Raw genomic sequence first — 20,564 nt, forward strand, 5'->3', positions numbered from 1 at the left:
CTTATTCGGCCGCGATCTTGGCCGAGTTGGAGCCGACATAGTTGCGGATCGTGGTGATGATCCGGTCCTGGTCGGCTTCGCTGAGGTAAGGATGCATCGGCAGGCACAGGATGGTGCCCGGCACGGCATCGGATACCGGCAGGCCGCCCGGCGTGCGCGGGTAGTGGCTGTAGGCCACCTGCACATGCAGCGGCTTCACGTAATAGATGACCGACGGAATGCCCTCGGCCTGCAGGTGCTGCTTCAGGCCGTCTCGGTCCGCAGTCTCGATGGCGTATTGGGCCCAGGCCGAACGGCCGCCGGAAGGTGCGCGCGAGGCTTTCACCACATCGCCGAGGCCGTCGGCATAACGCTGGGCGACGCGCGCACGCGCCTCCATCTCGTCTTCCAGGATCGCCAGCTTCTCGATCAGGATCGCTGCCTGCAGCGTGTCGAGGCGCGAGTTCAGGCCGACATGGATGTTGTCGTACTGGGTCTCGCCCTTGCCGTGGAAGGCGAAGGAACGCAGCTTGGCTGCGAACGCGTCGTCATTGGTGAACATCGCACCGCCGTCGCCATAGCAGCCGAGCGGCTTGGCCGGATAGAAGCTGGTGGCGGCGACATGGCCGTAGGCGCCGCACATCTTGCCGTCCTGCGAGCCGCCGATCGACTGGGCGGCGTCCTCGATGACCAGCAGGTTCTCGCGCTTGGCAATCGCATCGATGGCCGCATAGTCGGCGGCGATGCCGAACAGGTCCACCGGGATGATCGCCTTGGGCTTCAGGCGGCCTTCGGCCTTGATCATGGCGATCGCGGCTTCGAGGCTCTCGATGGATATGTTGTAGGTATCCGGCTCGATGTCGACGAAGACCGGCTCGGCCTTGGCAAGCGCCACCACTTCGGCGGTGGCCGCGAAGGTGAAGCTCGGCACGAACACCGCATCACCTGGGCCGATGCCGGAGGCGAGCAGAGGCAGCAGCAGCGCGTCGGTGCCGTTGGCGCAGGCGACCACATGCTTGACGCCGACATATTCGGCGAGCTGGTTCTCGAATTCGGTGACTTCCGGACCGAGGATGTAGCGTCCTTCATCGACAACCTTGTCGATGGCCGCCTTCAGACGGTCGCGGATTCGTTCGCGCTGCGCGCCGAGATCGATGAACTGCATTATTGCCCCAAAACCCAATCGTTTCTTCGCGCCGCTGATAGCAGAGTTGGGGTGCCCGAAAAAGCCGAGCACCCTGCGGCATGCAGGGCGCGGCTGCGGTTCCTGTTACTTTCGGTTGCAGCGATTTCGCGTCGAAAATGGCGGAAAACAGGGACTTTCAGGCAGATGCGTTTAAGCCGGCTTGCCGATGCGAAACATAAAGTGATCGCTGAAATCGCCTGTAAACGCCCGATTCAGGCCAGTTCGCGCCGCCATGGCGGGTTTGCGCCTGCCCTGGATACGGTTACCGCCGCGGCCCGCGCGCCGAGCGAAAGTGCCGCTTCGATGGCTGGTTCCGACAGGTCCGCAACAGCGTCCTTGGTCAGCATCTTCTGTTCGTGCAGCGAGGCGAGAACGCCGGCATTGAAGGTGTCGCCGGCGCCGACTGTGTCGACCACCGTTACCTTTTCCGGCGTCACCGAGATGGTATGGCTGGCGCTGTAGGCGGTTGCGCCCTTGCTGCCCCTGGTGACGATCACCAGCTTCGGGCCCTGGCCCAGCCAGTGCGCCGCGATCTCGTCATGGCTGCCGGTCTCGCCGAACCAGGCCAGGTCCTCGTCCGAAAGCTTGACGATGTCGGCCATGACAAGCATGCGGCGCATGCGTCCAAGATGCGCCTGCTTGTCCTGGATGAAACCCGGCCGGATGTTGGGGTCGAACATCATGACGCGGCGCTGGTGCTCGCGCTTCATCAGCGCCTCGTAGGCGGAACCGCATGGCTCGGGAATGAGGCTGATCGCGCCGAACAGCATGGCATCGATGTCGTCGCCAAGGCTCGGCAGATCGGCCTCGGTCAGCATGCGGCCGGCGGTGTTTTCGTCATAGAAGGTGTAGGTGGCGTGGCCGTTGTCGAGCCGGACGAAGGCCAACGTCGTCGGCCGTCCCGACAGATTGGCGTGGCGCGAGCCGACATTGCTCGCTGCGAGCACGTCGCGGATCTGCTGGCCGAACAGGTCGGATGACAGGCCGGAGAAGAATTCGGTCGGCACGCCCAGGCGCCCGAGCGCGATCGCCGAATTGAAGATCGCACCGCCGGCATAAGGCGCAAAGGCAGGTTCGCCGTCGGGACTTTGCCGTGGCAGCATGTCGATGAGCGCTTCGCCGCAGCACAGGATCATGATTTGCCGGTTCCCTCTGGATAGATGACGCCCTTGCGGACGATGACATTGGCGTAGAGCCTTGGCTCGCTGGTGGCAATGATGGTGTGGGCCGCCTTGACCCTGTCGTAGAAGGCATCACCGGCGAGCGGCACGACGGCGAAGCCGGGTGCGCGATGGGCACAGACCTCTGCGATTTCGCCATGCACGGGGTCGGACACATCAGGGTCGCCCTTGACCGAGGAGCGGAAGATCGCCTGCGGCACGAAATCGTCGACCGGCAGCACCTGCAGCACGGCGTCGAGCACCGGGATCAGGTCCAGCCCGTCGGCGCGGACGACGCGGCGACCATGCTCGAGCGCGGGATAGTTGCCGTCGACGATGGCGATCTCGTCGCCATGGCCCATCGCCCGCAAGGTGAAGAGCAGTTCGGGTCCGAGCAGGGCGGGAATGTTGATGAGCACGATCAGACCCCTCGCGACGGTGCGGTCGAGCCGATGAGGAAGCGCTCTGACAGCGGCAGGCTGGCGCCGCCCATGGCGCGCGCATGGATGCCGACGGTGCCCTCGCGGACGGACGGGATACGCAAGCCCTCGACGTCGATCCTGCCGATCGCCGACTGCACTGCCTGCACCAGGCGGGCGCGGATCGACGCCGGCATCCAGCCGTCGATGACAGCACTTTCGAAATCGATGACCGAGGCCGACGCCACGATGGCATAGGCAAGCGCCTCCGAGGCGGTCGTAATCCAGTTGTCGAGGTCGGGGCCCATGTCGGGCCCGAGATCTTGCCATTCCTCGGGCGATGTCCAGAGGTAGGCCGCTTCGATACCCCTGGCGTTCAGTGCCTTTTCGAGCACGGCGATGGAGGCGACGTCGATGAGCTGGGTTGGCCTGCCGCCGGGGCCCGGCACCGGCATCGAGCCGAGCGCGCCGGCATTGCCCGTCGGACCGCTGTAGAGCCTGCCGTTCAGCACCACGCCGCCGCCGGCGAAGGCGCCGATGTAGAAATAGACGAAGTCGCGCAGCGCGCCCATGTCGCCGAACACCAGTTCGGCGCCGCAGGCGGAGGTGGCGTCGTTCTGGAGATAGACGGGGAAGGAAAACAGCGCCTGCAGGTCGGCGCGGATGTCGCGGTTGCGCCAGGCATCCATGATTTCTCGCGGAGCACCCGCCGTGTCGACCCAGTTCCAGAGCTCGAACGGCATGGCGACGCCGAGGCCGGCGATGCGCTTGTCCTGCTCGCGCGTCAGGCCGGCACGCATCTGGGCGATGCCTGATTTCACGAATTCGATGGTGTCCTGAGGCGTCGGGTAGCCATAGGAATTCTGCAGCATCGCCCGCGTTCTGCCGAGAAAATCGATCAGCACGAGTTCGGCGCTGCGGCGACCGATCTTGAGGCCGATGAAGAAGGCGCCTTCCGGGTTGAGCGCCATCGGAATGGAGGGCTGGCCGATCTTGCCGCGGATCGGCTCCTGGCGCAGCAGAAGCCCTTCGACCTCCAGTTCGCGCATGATGACGGAGACGGTCTGCGCCGACAGGCCGGTCATGCGGGCGATGTCGGATTTGGCCAGCGCGCCGCTCTGCCTGACCAGTGACAGCACCAGCCGCTCGTTCTGGTCGCGCATGCCGCTCTGGTTGGTGCCGCGCAATTGCGGGGTCTCCGCAGCATCGGGCGAACCGTGCCTCAAACTCCCGGCCTCCACCGGCTTCCTCCCATACTTCGCGGTCTTCTCAGAAGATCCGCCCGCGGTCTTCTCCAGAGATCCGCTCAGCGGTTTTCCTGAAAATCCGCAATTCTCTTTTGCGCAGAATGCGGGCCGACCGCAATCCTGTCAATAATAAATAAGAGTGATTTAATTATTGACAGGCGGCCCCGATTGGTGTTTCGTCGGCGCCGGATACTCGACTGGGAAGAGTGAACGAGCATCCGGAGCACGGCCCGCTGACGGGCGTGCATGGTTTGGTTCTGGGAGGAGTGCCCCTTATGAAATTTTCGGTTCTGAAGACGACTGTCTTTGGTGCGGCCGTTGCCGCGCTCGCCGCTGTCGCAGCCCCTGCATCCGCTGCCGACGTCGGCGCCTGCCTGATCACCAAGACTGACACCAACCCCTTCTTCGTCAAGATGAAGGAAGGTGCCACCGCCAAGGCGACTGAGCTCGGCGTGACGCTGAAGAGTTATGCCGGCAAGATCGACGGCGACTCGGAAAGCCAGGTCGCGGCGATCGAGACCTGCATCGCCGACGGTGCCAAGGGCATCCTGATCACCGCGTCCGACACCAAGGGCATCGTGCCTGCGGTCAAGAAGGCGCGCGATGCCGGCATCCTGGTCATCGCACTCGACACCCCGCTGGAGCCGGCTGACGCTGCCGACGCCACCTTCGCCACCGACAATCTGCTTGCCGGCAAGCTGATCGGCCAGTGGGCTGCCGCCACGCTCGGCGACAAGGCCAAGGACGCCAAGGTTGCCTTCCTCGACCTGACCCCGTCGCAGCCGACCGTCGACGTCCTGCGCGACCAGGGCTTCATGATGGGCTTCGGCATCGACGTGAAGGACGCCAACAAGATCGGCGACGAAGACGATGCCCGCATCGTCGGCCACGACGTCACCAACGGCAATGAAGAAGGTGGCCGCAAGGCGATGGAGAACCTGCTCCAGAAGGATCCGGGCATCACCGTCGTCCACACCATCAACGAGCCTGCCGCTGCCGGCGCCTATGAAGCACTCAAGGCCGTGGGAATGGAGAAGAACGTGCTGATCGTCTCCGTCGACGGCGGCTGCCCGGGCGTCAAGAACGTCCAGGATGGCGTCATCGGTGCGACCTCGCAGCAGTATCCTCTGATGATGGCCGCTCTCGGCATCGAGGCGATCAAGAAGTTCGCCGACAGCGGCGAGAAGCCCAAGCCGACCGAAGGCAAGGACTTCTTCGACACCGGCGTTTCGCTCGTGACCGACAAGCCGGCCACCGGCGTGGAATCGATCGACGTGAAGACCGGCCTGGAAAAGTGCTGGGGTTGATCTGACCGCCTGACGGCGAGACACTTCCTTGCAGACGAAGGGCGACCCCTTGGTCGCCCTTCCTACAAGGGGGCTATGAAATCCCTGATGGGAGGAAATCGACATGAGTGACGCTTCGGCAGATGCCAGGCGGCCGCAGGAGTTCGAGAAGGTTCTCTCGGGCAGCGACACGTCAGTGGCCAGCTTCGATACGCATACAAGGTCGCCAATCGAGAAGATCCAGCATTTCCTGCACTCCAATCCCGCGGCGGTGCCGCTGATCGTGCTGGTTACCTCGGTCGCGCTGTTCGGCCTGATCATCGGCGGCAAGTTCTTCTCCGCCTTCTCGATGACGCTGATCCTGCAGCAGGTGGCGATCACCGGCATCATCGGCGCCGCCCAGACGCTGGTCATCCTGACCGCCGGCATCGATCTCTCCGTCGGCGCTATCATGGTGCTGTCGTCTGTGGTCATGGGGCAGTTCACGTTCCGATACGGCCTGCCGCCGTCGCTGGCGATCCTGTGCGGCTTCGCCGTCGGCGCATTGTGCGGCTGGATCAATGGCGTGCTCGTCTCCTACATGAAGCTGCCGCCCTTCATCGTCACGCTCGGCACCTGGCAGATCGTGCTCGCAACGAATTTCCTTTATTCGGCCAACGAGACGATCCGCGCCCAGGACATCGAGGCCCAGGCTCCGATCCTCCAGTTCTTCGGGGCCAATTTTCGGCTCGGTAATGCGGTCTTCACCTATGGTGTCGTCGCCATGGTGCTGTTGGTGGCCGTCCTCTGGTACATCCTGAATCACACCGCCTGGGGCCGGCATGTCTATGCCATTGGCGACGATCCCGAGGCCGCCCAGCTTTCCGGCGTGCGTGTCAACAGGGTGCTGATTTCGGTCTATGTCATCTCCGGCCTGGTCTGCGCGCTCGGCGGCTGGATGCTCATCGGCCGCATCGGCTCGGTGTCGCCGACGGCAGGCCAGTTCGCCAACATCGAATCCATCACTGCGGTGGTGATCGGCGGCATCTCGCTGTTCGGCGGACGCGGCTCGATCCTCGGCATGCTGTTCGGCGCGCTGATCGTCGGCGTGTTCCAGCTCGGCCTGCGCCTCATCGGCACCGATCCGCAATGGACCTATCTGTTGATCGGCACCCTCATCATCATCGCGGTCGCAATCGACCAGTGGATCAGAAAGGTTGCAGGCTGATGGCTACCGAACCTCTTCTCACCGCCCGTGGGCTGGTCAAGCGCTATGGCCGCGTCACTGCCCTCAACAATGCCGACTTCGATCTCTATCCGGGCGAAATCCTGGCTGTGATCGGCGACAACGGCGCCGGCAAGTCGTCGCTCATCAAGGCGATCTCAGGCGCGGTCACGCCCGACGAAGGCGAGATCCTGCTTGAAGGCAAGCCGGTCCACTTCAAGTCGCCGATGGAGGCGCGCGACGCCGGCATCGAGACGGTCTACCAGAATCTCGCTTTGTCGCCGGCGCTGTCGATCGCCGACAACATGTTCCTCGGCCGCGAGATCCGGAAGCCCGGCATCATGGGCAACTGGTTCCGCATGCTCGACCGGGGCGCGATGGAAAAGCGGGCGCGCGAAAAGCTGACCGAACTTGGCCTGATGACCATCCAGAACATCAGCCAGGCTGTCGAAACGCTTTCCGGCGGCCAGCGTCAGGGTGTGGCGGTGGCACGCGCGGCTGCCTTCGGCTCCAAGGTGGTGATCATGGACGAGCCGACGGCGGCCCTTGGCGTCAAGGAAAGCCGCCGCGTGCTCGAACTGATCCTCGACGTCAAGCGTCGCGGCCTGCCGATTGTCTTGATCTCGCACAACATGCCGCATGTCTTCGAGGTCGCCGACCGCATCCATATCCACCGCCTCGGCCGCAGGCTGACGGTCATCGACCCGAAGGAATATTCGATGTCCGATGCGGTGGCCTTCATGACCGGCGCCAAGGCGCCGCCGGAAGCGGCCATCGCTGCCTGACCGGCCGGCCTAAACCTGGGGGTCTCCGCTCGCGAGATCCCCCTGTCTCCGCGTCGCGAGATATTGACGCGGAGATTTAAATCGATTGAGATCGCATTCGGAATGGCTAACATGCGCGTGGGAGGACAGGTGTCGGCAAGGGAGGCAGAAGAACGGTGGCCGAACAACATGCGAGAGGCGAGATGACCCGCGCAGTGACCCCCAAAATCCCCGAACCGCCGCTTGGCGATACCAGCCCCGAGGCCCTGGCTGCCGAAATCCTCAGCGCGCTGAAGTACCGGCTCGGCAAGGACGCCACGGTTGCGACCGACTATGACTGGCTGACCGCATCGATCAAGGTGGTGCGCGACCGCATCGTCGACGAGTGGATCTCCTCGACCAAGGAGGCCTACGACCAGAGCGCCAAGCGGGTTTATTACCTCTCGCTGGAGTTCCTGATCGGCCGGCTGATGCGCGATGCCTTCTCCAATCTCGGCCTGATGGACGCGATGCGCCAGGCGCTGGCCTCGCTCGGCGTCGAGTTCGACGTCATCGCCAGGCTCGAGCCCGACGCAGCACTCGGCAATGGCGGTCTCGGTCGGCTCGCCGCCTGCTTCATGGAAAGCATGGCGACCGTCGACATTCCGGCCCATGGCTACGGCATTCGTTACGCCAATGGCATGTTCCGCCAGGAAATCCATGACGGCTGGCAGGTCGAACTGCCCGAGACCTGGCTGGAACACGGCAATCCCTGGGAATTCGAGCGCCGCGAACGCGCCTTCGAGGTCGGCTTCGGCGGTTCGGTCGAGTCGATCACCGCACCCGATGGACGGCTCGAACGCCACGTCTGGAAACCGACCGACCGCGTGCTGGCGGTTGCCTACGACACCCCCGTGGTGGGTTGGCGCGGCGCGCGCGTCAACACGCTCAGGCTGTGGTCTGGCATGCCGCTCGATCCGATCCTGCTCGACAGGTTCAATGCCGGCGACCACATCGGCGCGCTGGCCGAAAGCAACAAGGCCGACGCGCTGTCGCGCGTGCTCTATCCCGCCGACTCGCACAAGGAGGGGCAGGAGCTCAGGCTGCGTCAGGAGTATTTCTTCTCGACGGCCTCGCTGCAGGACATCCTGCAGCGCCACATCAGCAAATATGGCGACCTCATCTCCTTGCCCGACAAGGCGGCGATCCACCTCAATGACACCCATCCCGCCGTCGCCGTGCCCGAGCTGATGCGCCTGCTGATGGATGTCCATGGCATGGATTTCGACACCTCCTGGGACATCACCAGGCGGACCTTTGCCTACACCAACCATACGCTTTTGCCGGAAGCGCTCGAAAGCTGGCCGGTGCCGCTATTCGAGCGGCTTCTGCCGCGCCACATGCAGATCGTCTACGCCATCAATGCCGAGGTTCTGCTCGAAGCCAGGGCGACCGGCCGCTTCAATGGCGAGCAGATCAGCCGTATCTCGCTGATCCAGGAGAATGGCGAGCGCCGCGTCCGCATGGGCAATCTCGCCTTCGCAGGTTCGCACAGCGTCAACGGCGTCTCGGCGCTGCACACCGAGCTGATGAAGGAAACGGTGTTTGCCGACCTGCACAGCCTCTATCCCGACCGCATCAACAATAAGACCAACGGCATCACGCCGCGGCGCTGGCTGATCCAGTGCAATCCCGGCTTGACCGGCCTGGCGCGCGAAGCCATCGGCGACCGCTTCCTTGACGACATCGAGGCGATCCGCGAGCTCGACGGCTTTGCCGGAGATGCCGCGTTCCGCGACAAGTTCGCCGCCGTCAAGCGCGCCAACAAGGTGCGGCTGTCGAACCTCGTCGCCGAGCGGCTGGGCATCAAGGTCGATCCGTCGGCGCTGTTCGACATCCAGATCAAGCGCATCCACGAATACAAGCGCCAGCTGCTGAACATCATCGAGGCGGTGGCGCTCTACGACCAGATCCGCTCGCATCCCGAGCGCGAATGGATGCCGCGGGTGAAGTTCTTCGGCGGCAAGGCGGCACCGAGCTACCACAACGCCAAGCTGATCATCAAACTGGCCAATGACGTCGCCAGGGTGATCAACAGCGATCCATCGGTGCGCGGGCTGCTCAAGGTCGTCTTCGTGCCGAACTACAATGTCAGCGTCGCCGAGATCCTGATGCCGGCGGCCGACCTGTCGGAGCAGATCTCGACGGCGGGCATGGAGGCGTCGGGCACCGGCAACATGAAGTTCGCGCTCAACGGCGCGCTCACCATCGGCACGCTCGACGGCGCCAATGTCGAGATCAAGGAGCATGTCGGCGACGACAACATCTTCATCTTCGGCCTGACCACCGAGGAGGTCGCCCAGCGCCGCAACAGCGCCTACCAGCCGGCGGCGGTGATCGACGGTTCGCCTGAACTCAAGCAGGCGGTCGCTGCGATTTCCTCAGGCGTGTTCTCGCCCGACGACCCCGCGCGCTACCGCGAGCTGATGGACGGGCTCTACCAGCACGACTGGTTCATGGTCGCCGCCGACTTCGATTCTTATGCCGCTGCCCAGCGCCAGGTCGACACTGTCTGGCGCGACAGCCCGGACTGGTACGCGCGCGCCATTCGCAATGTCGCGCGTGTCGGCTGGTTCTCTTCGGACCGGACAATCCGTCAATATGCCAAAGAAATCTGGAACGTACCGGCCTGATGTGATTGCATGAACTGACCTCGCCGAAGAAACCCTGGGAGGGGACACCAAGACATGCTGAAGCCCGGCGCGGCCGCCGAAACGAAACCGGAGCTCGACAGAGCCACGGACGGCGATATCGAGGCGATCGTGAACGGCACCCATGGCGACCCGTTCGCGGTGCTCGGGCTCCAGCAGTCGGGCAAGGGCTTTCTTGCACGTTGTTTCATCCCGCATGCCGAGACCGTCACCGTCCACACGATTGAAGGCAAGGCGTGCGGCGATCTTGCCCGCCGCAACGATGCCGGTTTCTTCGAAGGCAAGCTGTCGATCCGCAAGCGCCAGCCGCTGCGTTATCTGGCAAAAAATGCCGGCGGCGACTGGTGGGTGACCGATGCCTACAGCTTCGGCCCGGTGCTCGGGCCGATGGACGACTACTTCATCTCTGAAGGCTCGCATCTCCGCCTGTTCGACAAGCTCGGCGCGCATCTGATTACGCATGAAGGCGCTGACGGCGTGCATTTCGCCGTCTGGGCGCCCAACGCGCACCGGGTTTCGGTGGTCGGCGACTTCAACGACTGGGACGGCCGCAGGCATCCGATGCGCCTGCGCCAGGACACCGGCATCTGGGAGATCTTCGTGCCCGACATCGGTCCGGGCCGGCCCTACAAGTTCGAGCTGATCGGGTCCCGCGGCGTCAGGCTGCCGCTCAAGGCCGATCCTTTCGCCATCCGTTCGGAACTGCGCCCGGCGACCGCCTCTGTGACCGACACGCCGCCGGCGCATGAATGGGGCGATGCCGCGCACCGGGCCCACTGGAAAGCGGCTGACCACAGGCGCGAGCCGATCAGCATCTATGAGGTCCATGCCGGCTCATGGCAGCGCCGCGACGACGGCAGCTTCCTGTCGTGGGACGAGATGGCCGACCGGCTGATCCCCTATGCCGTCGACACCGGCTTCACCCATATCGAGTTCCTGCCGATCTCGGAACATCCCTACGACCCGTCCTGGGGCTACCAGACGACGGGGCTTTATGCGCCGTCCGCCCGCTTCGGTGAACCCGAAGGTTTTGCCCGCTTCGTCGACGGCGCCCATCGTGCCGGCATCGGCGTCATCCTCGACTGGGTGCCGGCGCATTTCCCCGTCGACGAACACGGACTGGCGCATTTCGATGGCACAGCACTCTACGAGCATGCCGACCCGCGCCAGGGCTTCCATCCCGACTGGAACACCGCGATCTACAATTTCGGCCGGCGCGAAGTGGTGTCGTTCCTGGTCAACAACGCCCTGTTCTGGGCAGAGAAATACCATGTCGACGGGCTGCGCGTGGATGCGGTCGCCTCGATGCTCTATCTCGACTACTCGCGCAAGGAAGGCGAGTGGATCCCCAACGAGTTCGGTGGACGCGAGAACCTGGAGTCGGTGCGTTTCCTGCAGAAGATGAATGCGGCTGTCTATGGCGCCCATCCCGGTGTGATGACCATCGCCGAGGAATCGACCTCCTGGCCCAAGGTGTCGCAGCCGGTGCATGAAGGCGGGCTCGGCTTCGGCTTCAAATGGAACATGGGCTTCATGCATGACACGCTGGAGTACCTTGCCAAGGAGCCGGTGCATCGCAAGCATCATCACAACGAGATCACCTTCGGGCTGCTCTACGCCTTCAGCGAGAATTTCGTCCTGCCGCTGTCGCATGACGAGGTCGTGCATGGCAAAGGCACGCTGCTCGCCAAGATGGCCGGCGACGACTGGCAGAAGTTCGCGACTTTGCGCGCCTACTATGCCTTCATGTGGGGTTATCCCGGCAAGAAGCTCCTGTTCATGGGCCAGGAGTTTGCCCAGCGCGCGGAATGGAGCGAGGCAAGGGCGCTCGACTGGAACCTGCTCGACTTCGCCCCGCATCGTGGTGTCTGGCAGCTGGTGCGCGATCTCAACCAGCTCTACCGCTCGCGCCCGGCGCTGCATGCCCGCGACTGCGAGCCCGAAGGCTTCGAGTGGCTGATCGTCGACGATGCCGCGAATTCCGTCTTCGCCTGGCTGCGCAAGGCGCCCGGTGCAGCACCCATCGCCGTCATCTCGAGCTTCACGCCGGTTCTGCGCGACGGCTATCGCGTGCCGCTGCCAAAGGCAGGCACATGGCGGGAAATCTTCAACTCCGACGCGCTGGACTATGGCGGGTCGGGCAAAGGCAACAGCGGCATGGTCACCGCGCACCCGACGGATGGAGGAGGGGCAGCGGCTGTGCTGCTTCTGCCGCCGCTCGCGACGATCATGCTCGAATTTGTGGCGGACTGAGCAGGGAGGATGGCATGGAACTGAAGAGAAACCAGCCGCTGGCGCGCGATGCCATGGCCTATGTGCTTGCCGGCGGGCGCGGCAGCCGGCTCAAGGAACTGACCGACCGGCGCGCCAAGCCCGCGGTCTATTTCGGCGGCAAGACCCGCATCATCGATTTTGCGCTGTCCAATGCGCTGAACTCGGGCATTCGCCGCCTGGGCGTTGCCACCCAGTACAAGGCGCATTCGCTGATCCGCCACCTGCAGCGTGGCTGGAACTTCCTCAGGCCGGAGCGCAACGAGAGTTTCGACATCCTGCCTGCAAGCCAGCGCGTCTCCGAAACGCAGTGGTATGAAGGCACAGCGGATGCGGTCTACCAGAACATCGACATCATCGAGGCTTACGGCCCCGAATACATGGTCATCCTCGCCGGCGACCACATCTACAAGATGGATTACGAGCTGATGCTGCGCCAGCACGTCGACGCCGGCGCCGACGTCACCGTCGGCTGCCTCGAGGTGCCGCGCATGGAGGCGACCGGCTTCGGCGTCATGCATGTCGACAAGAAGGACAACATTATTTCCTTCATCGAAAAGCCGGCCGATCCGCCCGGCATCCCCGACAAGCCGGACTATGCGCTGGCCTCGATGGGCATCTATGTCTTCAAGACCAAGTTCCTGATGGAGCAGTTGCGCCGCGACGCCAACGAACCGGAATCGAGCCGCGACTTCGGCAAGGACATCATTCCCTACATCGTCCAGCACGGCAAAGCCGTCGCCCATCGTTTCGCCAAGTCCTGCGTGCGCTCGAGCATGGAAGGCGAGGCCTACTGGCGCGACGTCGGCACCGTCGACGCCTATTGGGAAGCCAATATCGACCTCACCGACATCACGCCCGAACTCGACCTCTATGATCGCGACTGGCCGATCTGGACCTATTCGGAACTGACGCCGCCGGCCAAGTTCGTCCATGACGAGGACGGCCGGCGCGGGTCCGCCATATCGTCACTGGTCTCGGGCGACTGCATCGTCTCGGGCGCCTCGCTGAAGCGCAGCCTGATCTTCACCGGCGCGCGCATCAATTCCTATTCGACGCTCGAGGATGTGGTGATGCTGCCGGCCTGCTATGTCGGCCGCAATGCGCGGCTCAAACGGGTCGTCATCGATCATGGCGTCCAGATACCGGAGGGACTTGTCGTCGGTGAGGATCCGGTGCTCGACGCCAAGCGTTTCCGCGTCTCGGAAAAAGGCATCTGCCTGATCACCCAGGACATGATCAACAGGCTGGAGTCGTAACCGGTGCAGGTGCTTTCGGTCACGCCCGAGATCTTCCCGCTGATCAAGACCGGCGGGCTGGCCGACGTCACCGGCGCCTTGCCGGCGGCACTTGCCGGGCTCGGCGTCGCCACCCGCAGCCTGGTGCCGGGTTATCCCGTGGTGATGAACGCGCTGAAGAAGAAAAAGACGGTTCATCACTACCCCGCCTTGCAAGGCGGCAAGGCAGCGCTCCATTCAGCCGAGATCGCCGGCCTCGACATGCTGGTGCTCGACGCGCCGCATCTGTTCGACCGGCCCGGCGGACCCTATGGCGACGTCACAGGTGCCGATTGGCAGGACAATTGGCGGCGCTTTGCAGCACTCGGCCGTGTCGGCGCCGACATCGCTGCGGGTGTGGTCAAGGACTACAAGCCCGACATCGTGCACGCCCATGACTGGCAGTCGGCGATGACGCTTGCCTATATGCGTTATGGCGAGGCGGCTGATGTGCCGTCTGTCATGACGGTGCACAACCTCGCCTTCCAGGGGCAGTTCGGCGCCAGCATCTTCGCCGGCCTCGGCCTGCCGCAGCAGGCGATGGCGCTCGACGGCGTCGAATATTATGGCGGCGTCGGCTTCCTCAAGGCCGGCCTGCAGGCAGCGTGGGCGATCACCACCGTCAGCCCGACCTACGCCCAGGAAATTCGCACTCCGGCCTTCGGCATGGGGCTCGACGGGCTGATCAACCTGCGCTCGCCCGACCTTTACGGCATCGTCAACGGCATCGACGACGACATCTGGAACCCGGAGACCGACAGCCATCTTGCGGCCACCTACACGGCCAAGAGCCTGAAGGGGCGCAAGGCCAACAAACGGGCGATCGAAGAGCGCATGACGCTCGATCGTGGCGACGGTCCGATCTATTGCGTCGTCAGCCGCCTGACCTGGCAGAAGGGCATCGACATTCTTTCGACCATCATCGATCCGGTGGTCGCCTCCGGCGCGCGGCTGGCGATACTGGGCTCGGGCGATGCCGGGCTGGAAGGCGCGCTTCTCGCCGCTGCCGCCCGCCATCGCGGCCGTGTCGGCGTCGTCATCGGTTATGACGAGGGCCTGTCGCATCTGCTGCAGGGCGGCGCCGACGGTATCCTGATCCCGTCGCGTTTCGAGCCATGCGGCCTGACCCAGCTTTATGGCCTGCGTTATGGCTGCGTGCCGATCGTCGCGCGCACCGGCGGGCTGGCCGATACCGTCATCGACGCCAACGAGGCAGCGGTTGCGGCCGGCGTCGCCACCGGTTTCCAGTTCGCGCCCGAAGACGCCGGCGCCTTCCACCACGCCATATCGAGGGCCAATGCGCTGCATGCCGAGCCGGCCGTCTGGGCGGCAATCCAGAAGCAGGGCATGAAGTCGGATGTATCCTGGGACCGCAGCGCCCAGAAATATGCCGCACTTTACCGCATGCTTCTCTCAAAAAGGGATGCCTGAATGATTCGCACCGTCGCCACCACGCCCTATACCGACCAGAAGCCCGGCACGTCGGGCCTGCGCAAGAAGGTGCCGGTCTTCCAGCAGCCGAACTATGCCGAGAACTTCATCCAGTCGGTGTTCGATTCGCTCGAAGGTTTCGCCGGCAAGACGCTGGTCGTCGGCGGCGACGGCCGCTTCTACAATCGCGAGGTGATCCAGAAGGTCATCGCCATGGCGGTGGCCAACGGCTTCGGCCGCGTCGTTGTCGGGCAGGGCGGCATCCTGTCGACGCCGGCGGCCTCCAACCTGATCCGCAAACGCAAGGCCTTTGGCGGGCTGATCCTGTCGGCCAGCCACAATCCCGGCGGCCCGCACGAGGATTTCGGCATCAAGTACAATGCCGAAAACGGCGGTCCGGCGCCGGAGAAGATGACCGATGCGATCTATGCCCGCAGCAAGGTCATTTCGGCCTACAGGATCGCCGACATCGGCGCTGTCGATCTCGACAAAACAGGCACCTTCGAGGTCGGCGGCATGAAGGTCGAGGTCGTCGACCCCGTCACCGACTATGCCGAGTTGATGGAGACTTTGTTCGATTTCGACGCCTTGCGCGCCCTGTTCAAGTCGGGCTTCCGCATGCGTTTCGACGCCATGCACGCGGTGACGGGCCCCTACGCCAAGGAGATCCTCGAGCGCCGCCTCGGCGCTGCCGAGGGCACCGCCCGCAACTTCGTGCCGCTGGAGGATTTCGGCGGCCACCATCCAGACCCGAACCTGGTGCACGCCAAGCATCTTTATGACGAGATGATGGGGCCTGATGCGCCAGATTTCGGCGCCGCCTCCGACGGCGACGGCGACCGCAACCTGATCATCGGCCGGGGCATCTTTATCACGCCGTCGGATTCGCTGGCGATGCTGGCCGCCAATGCGCATCTCGCGCCCGGCTACAAGGCCGGACTCAAGGGCATCGCCCGCTCGATGCCGACCAGCGGCGCCGCCGACCGCGTCGCCGAGAAGCTCGGCATCGGCCTCTACGAGACGCCGACCGGCTGGAAGTTCTTCGGCAATCTGCTCGACGCCGGCCTGGCGACGATCTGCGGCGAGGAGAGTGCCGGCACCGGTTCCGACCATGTCCGCGAGAAGGACGGCCTGTGGGCGGTGCTTTTGTGGCTCAACATTCTTGCCGTGCGCGGCGAGAGCGCCAAGGACATCGTCGCCAAGCATTGGGCGACCTATGGCCAGAACTATTATTCGCGCCATGATTATGAAGAGGTCGAGACCGACAAGGCCAATGCGCTGGTCGACGCCCTGCGCGGCAAGCTGGCGTCGCTGCCGGGAACCAGCGTTCAGGGCATGAAGATCGCCAGTGCCGACGACTTTGCCTACAACGACCCTGTCGACGGCTCGGTGAGCAGGAACCAGGGCATCCGCTTGCTGTTCGAAGGCGGTTCGCGTGTCGTCTTCCGCCTGTCGGGCACCGGCACCTCGGGCGCCACCTTGCGCGTCTATATCGAGCGCTACGAACCCGATCCGGCGCGGCACGGGCAGGACACGCAGGCCGCACTTGCCGACCTGATCAAGGCCGCCGACGACATCGCCGGCATCCGCAGCCACACCGGCCGCGACAAGCCGAGCGTGATTACGTGAAATGGTCGATTGCGGCTGAGCTTCCCCCTCATGGGGGAGATGTCCGGCAGGACAGAGGGGGGCAACGTAGAGCGCTTTCCTCTGACGTTTGCCGGACGAGCCTGCTCCCTGTCCGGAGAGGTCGCGATCCTTCGCGCCCCCCTCTGTCCTGCCGGACATCTCCCCCACAAGGGGGGAGATTGGCTGGCCGCACCGGTGCTGCCCGATGATCCAGGGTCGCAGCACCCCGGCTCTCGGCGCGACGGTAACCGATGACGGTATCCGTTTTGCCGTCTGGTCCGGCGCCGCCGAACGCATCTGGGTGTCTGTCTACGACGCCGACGGCAAGGCGGAGACGGCCCGGCTGGAAATGCCCCGCAGTGACGACGGCGTTTTCGCCCTTGATGTCCCGGGACTGGGCGCAGGCACCCGCTACGGCTTTCGCGCCGACGGGCCATATGCGCCCGACAATGGCTTGTGGTTCGATCCCGACAAGCTGCTGGTCGATCCTTATGCGTTCAGGCTCGACCGGCCTTACCGCTATGACGGCCGGCTTGCGGCCCCGAGGGGGCAGGGCGGCGACAGTGCCGGGCTGATGCCCAAGGCTGTGGCCGAGAGGCTGCCCATCGTGCCGCACGCAGCATCGGCGTTTCGGCCGGGCGGGTTGATCTACGAGGTGCCGGTGCGCGCCTTCACCATGCGCCATCCCGGTGTGCCGAAGCGCCTGCGCGGCACCATCCGGGCGCTGGCCGAGCCTGTCATCATCGACCATCTGCTGAAGATCGGCGTGTCGGCGGTCGAGCTGATGCCGGTGACGGCTGCCATGGACGAGCGCCACTTGCCGCGCCTCGGCCTCAGCAATGCCTGGGGCTACAATCCGGTGACCTTCATGGCGCTTGACCCGCGCCTGGCGCCCGGCGGCCTGGCCGATCTCAGCGAGACGACGGCGGCACTGCATGCCGCCGGCATCGGCGTCATCCTCGACCTGGTCTTCAACCACACCGCCGAAAGCGATGAATTCGGGCCGACCCTGTCGCTGCGCGGCCTCGACAACCCAGCCTACTATCGCCCGGCGGTCGACGATCCCGGCCGCTATGCCAACGACACCGGAACCGGCAACACGCTTGCCTGCGACCATCCGGTGGTTCAGGGACTGGTGCTCGACAGCTTGCGGCATTTCATCGTCCACGCCGGCATCGACGGCTTCCGCTTCGATCTCGCGCCCGTGCTGGGTCGGGTCGGCGGTGAATTCAGTGCTGACGCACCGTTGTTGCAGGCGATGCGGCAGGACCCCGTCATCGGCGACCGCGTCCTGATCGCCGAACCCTGGGACATCGGCCACAACGGCTACCGGCTTGGCGGCTTTCCCCCGGAGTTTCTCGAATGGAACGACCGCTACCGCGACGACGTCAGGCGTTTCTGGCGCGGCGACCGCGGTTTGGTCGGCGCGCTGGCGACACGGCTTGCCGGATCCTCCGACAGCTTCGGCGGCGGGGCGCAGACGCGGACGGTGAACTTCATTGCCGCCCATGACGGCATGACGGTCGCCGACCTCGTCCGCTACGAGCGCAAGCACAACGAGGCCAATGGCGAACACAACCACGACGGCCACAATGAGAACTTTTCCTGGAACAACGGCGTCGAGGGCGAGAGCGGCGATCCCGAGATATCGGCCGAGCGCAGTCGCGATATCAGCGCCTTGCTGGCGACGCTGTTTGCCTCGCGCGGCGCCATCATGCTGACGGCGGGAGACGAATTTGGCCGGAGCCAGCGCGGCAACAACAATGCCTACGCCCAGGACAACGAACTGACCTGGCTCGACTGGGCCGAGCGTGACGTCGCCCTGGAGGACTTCGTCGCTGAACTTGGCAAGCTGAGGCGAGAGGTGCCGGCGCTGGCGCAAGTCGGCTTCCTCAGCGGCGCAGTCCCTGATGGCGCGCAGGTGGCGGACGTCGAATGGCTGACCGAGGCCGGCCGGGCGATGAGCGACGCCAACTGGCATGAACCCGACCGTCACCGCCTGACGATGCTTCTGGGCAATGGTGCCGCAGAGGGCGGCCGGCTTGCCGTCATGATCAACGGCGCGCGGCGCGATGTCCATTTTGCCCTGCCTGCGCGTTCGGCCTTCGAATGGCGACAGGCGATGGCCGGGGCACATCCGGGCGGCGGGCGTTTTGCCGTGCCGGCGCGCAGCGTTTCATTTGCGATCGAACGGCCTCAGGCCGAAAGCCCAGGAGATCAGCCATGACCCAGCAATCCGGTGCCGACTGGTGGCGCGGCTGCGTCATTTACCAGGTCTATCCGCGCTCGTTCCAGGACAGCACCGGCGACGGCAGCGGCGATCTCGCCGGCATCACCAGGCGCCTGCCGCATATCGCCTCGCTGGGCGTCGATGCGGTCTGGCTGTCGCCCTTCTTCAAGTCGCCGATGGCCGACATGGGCTACGACGTCTCCGATTATTGTGACGTCGATCCGATGTTCGGCACGCTCGCCGACTTCGACGCGATGATATCGGAGGCGCACCGCCTCGGGCTGAAGATCATCATCGACCAGGTGCTGTCGCACTCGTCCGACAAGCATCCCTGGTTCGTCGAAAGCCGGATGAGCCGCGACAATCCCAAGGCCGACTGGTATGTCTGGGCCCAGCCCAAGCCCGACGGCACCGCGCCGAACAACTGGCTGTCGATCTTCGGCGGTCCGGGCTGGGAGTGGGATTCGACGCGCAAGCAATATTACCAGCACAATTTCCTCGCCTCGCAGCCGGATCTCAACTTCCACAATCCCGAAGTGCAGGCAGCGCTTCTGGAAACGGTTCGCTTCTGGCTCGATCGGGGGGTCGACGGCTTCCGGCTCGACACGGTGAATTTCTACGTCCACGACAAGTGGCTGCGCGACAACCCGCCCTTGGCGAAAAGCGTTGCCGGCGAGAACGAGGAAGCCAATCCCTACGAGTACCAGGACCATCTGTTCGACAAGACGCGGCCGGAAAACATCGCCTTTCTCGAGCGCTTTCGCGCCGTGCTCGACGAATATGGCAGTCGCAGTTCGGTCGGTGAGGTCGGCGACGGCGAGCGCTCGCTGCAGACGGTGGCGGCCTACACCTCGGGCGGCGACAAGCTGCATATGTGCTACACATTCGACCTGCTTGGCCCGAAATTCTCCGCCGCCCACGTCCGCAAATGCATTGCCGATTTCGAGGCGGCGGTGACCGACGGCTGGGTCTGCTGGGCCTTCTCCAACCATGACGTCATCCGCCATGTCACGCGCTGGACGCGGCCCGGCGGCGACCCGGAGGCGGTGGCCAAATTCTCCATTGCCCTGCTTGCCTGCCTGCGCGGTTCGATCTGCATCTACCAGGGCGAGGAGCTTGGTCTTGAAGAAGCCGACGTTGCTTTCGAAGACTTGCGCGATCCTTACGGCATCCGCTTCTGGCCGGGTTACAAGGGCCGCGACGGCTGCCGCACGCCGATGGTGTGGGAGGCCCAGGCAGAGCAGGGTGGCTTCTCCGACGGCAAGCCCTGGCTGCCGATTTCGGCTGCCCATCGTGCCCTGGCGGTCGACCGCCAGCAGCGCGACGCGGAATCAGTTCTGTGTCGTTACAGGGCGGTGCTCGCGGCGCGCAGGACGCTTCCGCCACTTATCCACGGCTCGATTGAGCTGCTGGAAACCAAGGGCGACGTGCTCGCTTTCCTGCGTGAGGAAGGGGCCGAACGGCTGCTGTGCGTGTTCAATTTTTCCGAGAAAGCGGCGTCATGGCCAGTTCCGGCAAGGCTTGGCGGCTTGAGCCCGGTGCCGTTTCCCGGAGCTTTGGGTGAAGTCGAAAAAGACCGTATCACCTTGGCGCCGCTCGATTACTTTATCGGGCGCTTAGTTTGAACTCGCTCAAGTTGACTTTAGGTGAGCACGAGTCGTGTTGAAAATAAGAATTGTCGTGTCTAGTCTCAGCCACCGCTGGCGGTAGGGAGCTGCCGGCTCGCTCAACGAAACCGGACAGATCCGGCATTCGGGCGCTAACCAGGCGAGGCCGTGTTTACGGGGAACA

Annotated in this window: 14 protein-coding genes; 10 read left to right on the forward strand and 4 right to left on the reverse strand. The window is 64.4% G+C overall.

Translation table 11 applies throughout. From position 1 onward, the window contains the following. Nucleotide 1 precedes the first annotated feature (1 nt). From Amn_RS08620 to Amn_RS08635, 4 genes are all read right to left on the reverse strand, one after another. Complete coding sequence (locus tag Amn_RS08620) at nt 2-1,144, reverse strand: DegT/DnrJ/EryC1/StrS family aminotransferase (protein WP_067964442.1); 1,143 nt, start codon at nt 1,142-1,144, stop codon at nt 2-4. A gap of 233 nt (nt 1,145-1,377) precedes the next feature. After that, a complete protein-coding gene (locus Amn_RS08625) occupies nt 1,378-2,301 on the reverse strand; it encodes a carbohydrate kinase family protein (protein ID WP_067964440.1) in 924 nt (307 codons plus the stop codon). Next, entirely contained in the window at nt 2,298-2,744 is a 447-nt protein-coding gene (locus Amn_RS08630; RefSeq protein WP_067964438.1) for an RbsD/FucU family protein, read from the reverse strand. Before Amn_RS08630 ends, Amn_RS08625 begins: the two co-directional genes overlap by 4 nt. Before the next feature lie 2 nt (nt 2,745-2,746). Next, nucleotides 2,747-3,985 carry an ROK family transcriptional regulator gene (locus tag Amn_RS08635; RefSeq protein WP_067964436.1) on the reverse strand — a complete coding sequence of 413 codons (1,239 nt, stop codon included), beginning with the start codon at nt 3,983-3,985 and terminating at the stop codon, nt 2,747-2,749. Between the two features lie 281 nt (nt 3,986-4,266). Between Amn_RS08635 and Amn_RS08640 the strand changes: the two genes are divergently transcribed. The 10 genes from Amn_RS08640 (at nt 4,267) to bglA (ending at nt 20,398) form a co-directional block, all read left to right on the forward strand. Further along, entirely contained in the window at nt 4,267-5,298 is a 1,032-nt protein-coding gene (locus Amn_RS08640; protein WP_182575801.1) for a sugar ABC transporter substrate-binding protein, read from the forward strand. A 103-nt stretch (nt 5,299-5,401) separates the two neighbouring features. Beyond that, nucleotides 5,402-6,484, forward strand: coding sequence for an ABC transporter permease (locus Amn_RS08645; protein ID WP_067964434.1), 1,083 nt, complete (start codon nt 5,402-5,404; stop codon nt 6,482-6,484). After that, nucleotides 6,484-7,266, forward strand: a complete 783-nt coding sequence (locus tag Amn_RS08650) for an ATP-binding cassette domain-containing protein (RefSeq protein ID WP_067964432.1) — start codon at nt 6,484-6,486, stop codon at nt 7,264-7,266. The genes Amn_RS08645 and Amn_RS08650 overlap by 1 nt, the downstream gene beginning before the upstream one ends. A 182-nt stretch (nt 7,267-7,448) precedes the next feature. Beyond that, nucleotides 7,449-9,917: a glycogen/starch/alpha-glucan phosphorylase gene (locus Amn_RS08655; RefSeq protein ID WP_286296255.1), complete on the forward strand. Its 2,469-nt coding sequence runs from the start codon at nt 7,449-7,451 to the stop codon at nt 9,915-9,917. A 54-nt stretch (nt 9,918-9,971) separates the two neighbouring features. After that, complete coding sequence (glgB, locus tag Amn_RS08660) at nt 9,972-12,188, forward strand: 1,4-alpha-glucan branching protein GlgB (RefSeq protein WP_286296258.1); 2,217 nt, start codon at nt 9,972-9,974, stop codon at nt 12,186-12,188. Between the two features lie 14 nt (nt 12,189-12,202). Further along, nucleotides 12,203-13,465, forward strand: a complete 1,263-nt coding sequence (gene glgC, locus Amn_RS08665) for a glucose-1-phosphate adenylyltransferase (RefSeq protein ID WP_067964427.1) — start codon at nt 12,203-12,205, stop codon at nt 13,463-13,465. Nucleotides 13,466-13,468: 3 nt separating this feature from the next. Continuing rightward, nucleotides 13,469-14,914 (forward strand): glycogen synthase GlgA, encoded by a 1,446-nt coding sequence (gene glgA / locus Amn_RS08670; RefSeq protein ID WP_286296262.1) that lies wholly within the window; start codon nt 13,469-13,471, stop codon nt 14,912-14,914. After that, nucleotides 14,915-16,543: an alpha-D-glucose phosphate-specific phosphoglucomutase gene (locus tag Amn_RS08675; protein WP_286296264.1), complete on the forward strand. Its 1,629-nt coding sequence runs from the start codon at nt 14,915-14,917 to the stop codon at nt 16,541-16,543. 205 nt (nt 16,544-16,748) lie between these two features. Then, nucleotides 16,749-18,770, forward strand: coding sequence for a glycogen debranching protein GlgX (gene glgX / locus Amn_RS08680; RefSeq protein ID WP_286296265.1), 2,022 nt, complete (start codon nt 16,749-16,751; stop codon nt 18,768-18,770). After that, nucleotides 18,767-20,398, forward strand: coding sequence for a beta-galactosidase BglA (gene bglA, locus Amn_RS08685; RefSeq protein WP_154385966.1), 1,632 nt, complete (start codon nt 18,767-18,769; stop codon nt 20,396-20,398). The genes glgX and bglA overlap by 4 nt, the downstream gene beginning before the upstream one ends. Nucleotides 20,399-20,564: the final 166 nt, after the last annotated feature.

This window comes from Aminobacter sp. Y103A (assembly GCF_030294925.1).
Lineage (GTDB): Bacteria > Pseudomonadota > Alphaproteobacteria > Rhizobiales > Rhizobiaceae > Aminobacter > Aminobacter ciceronei.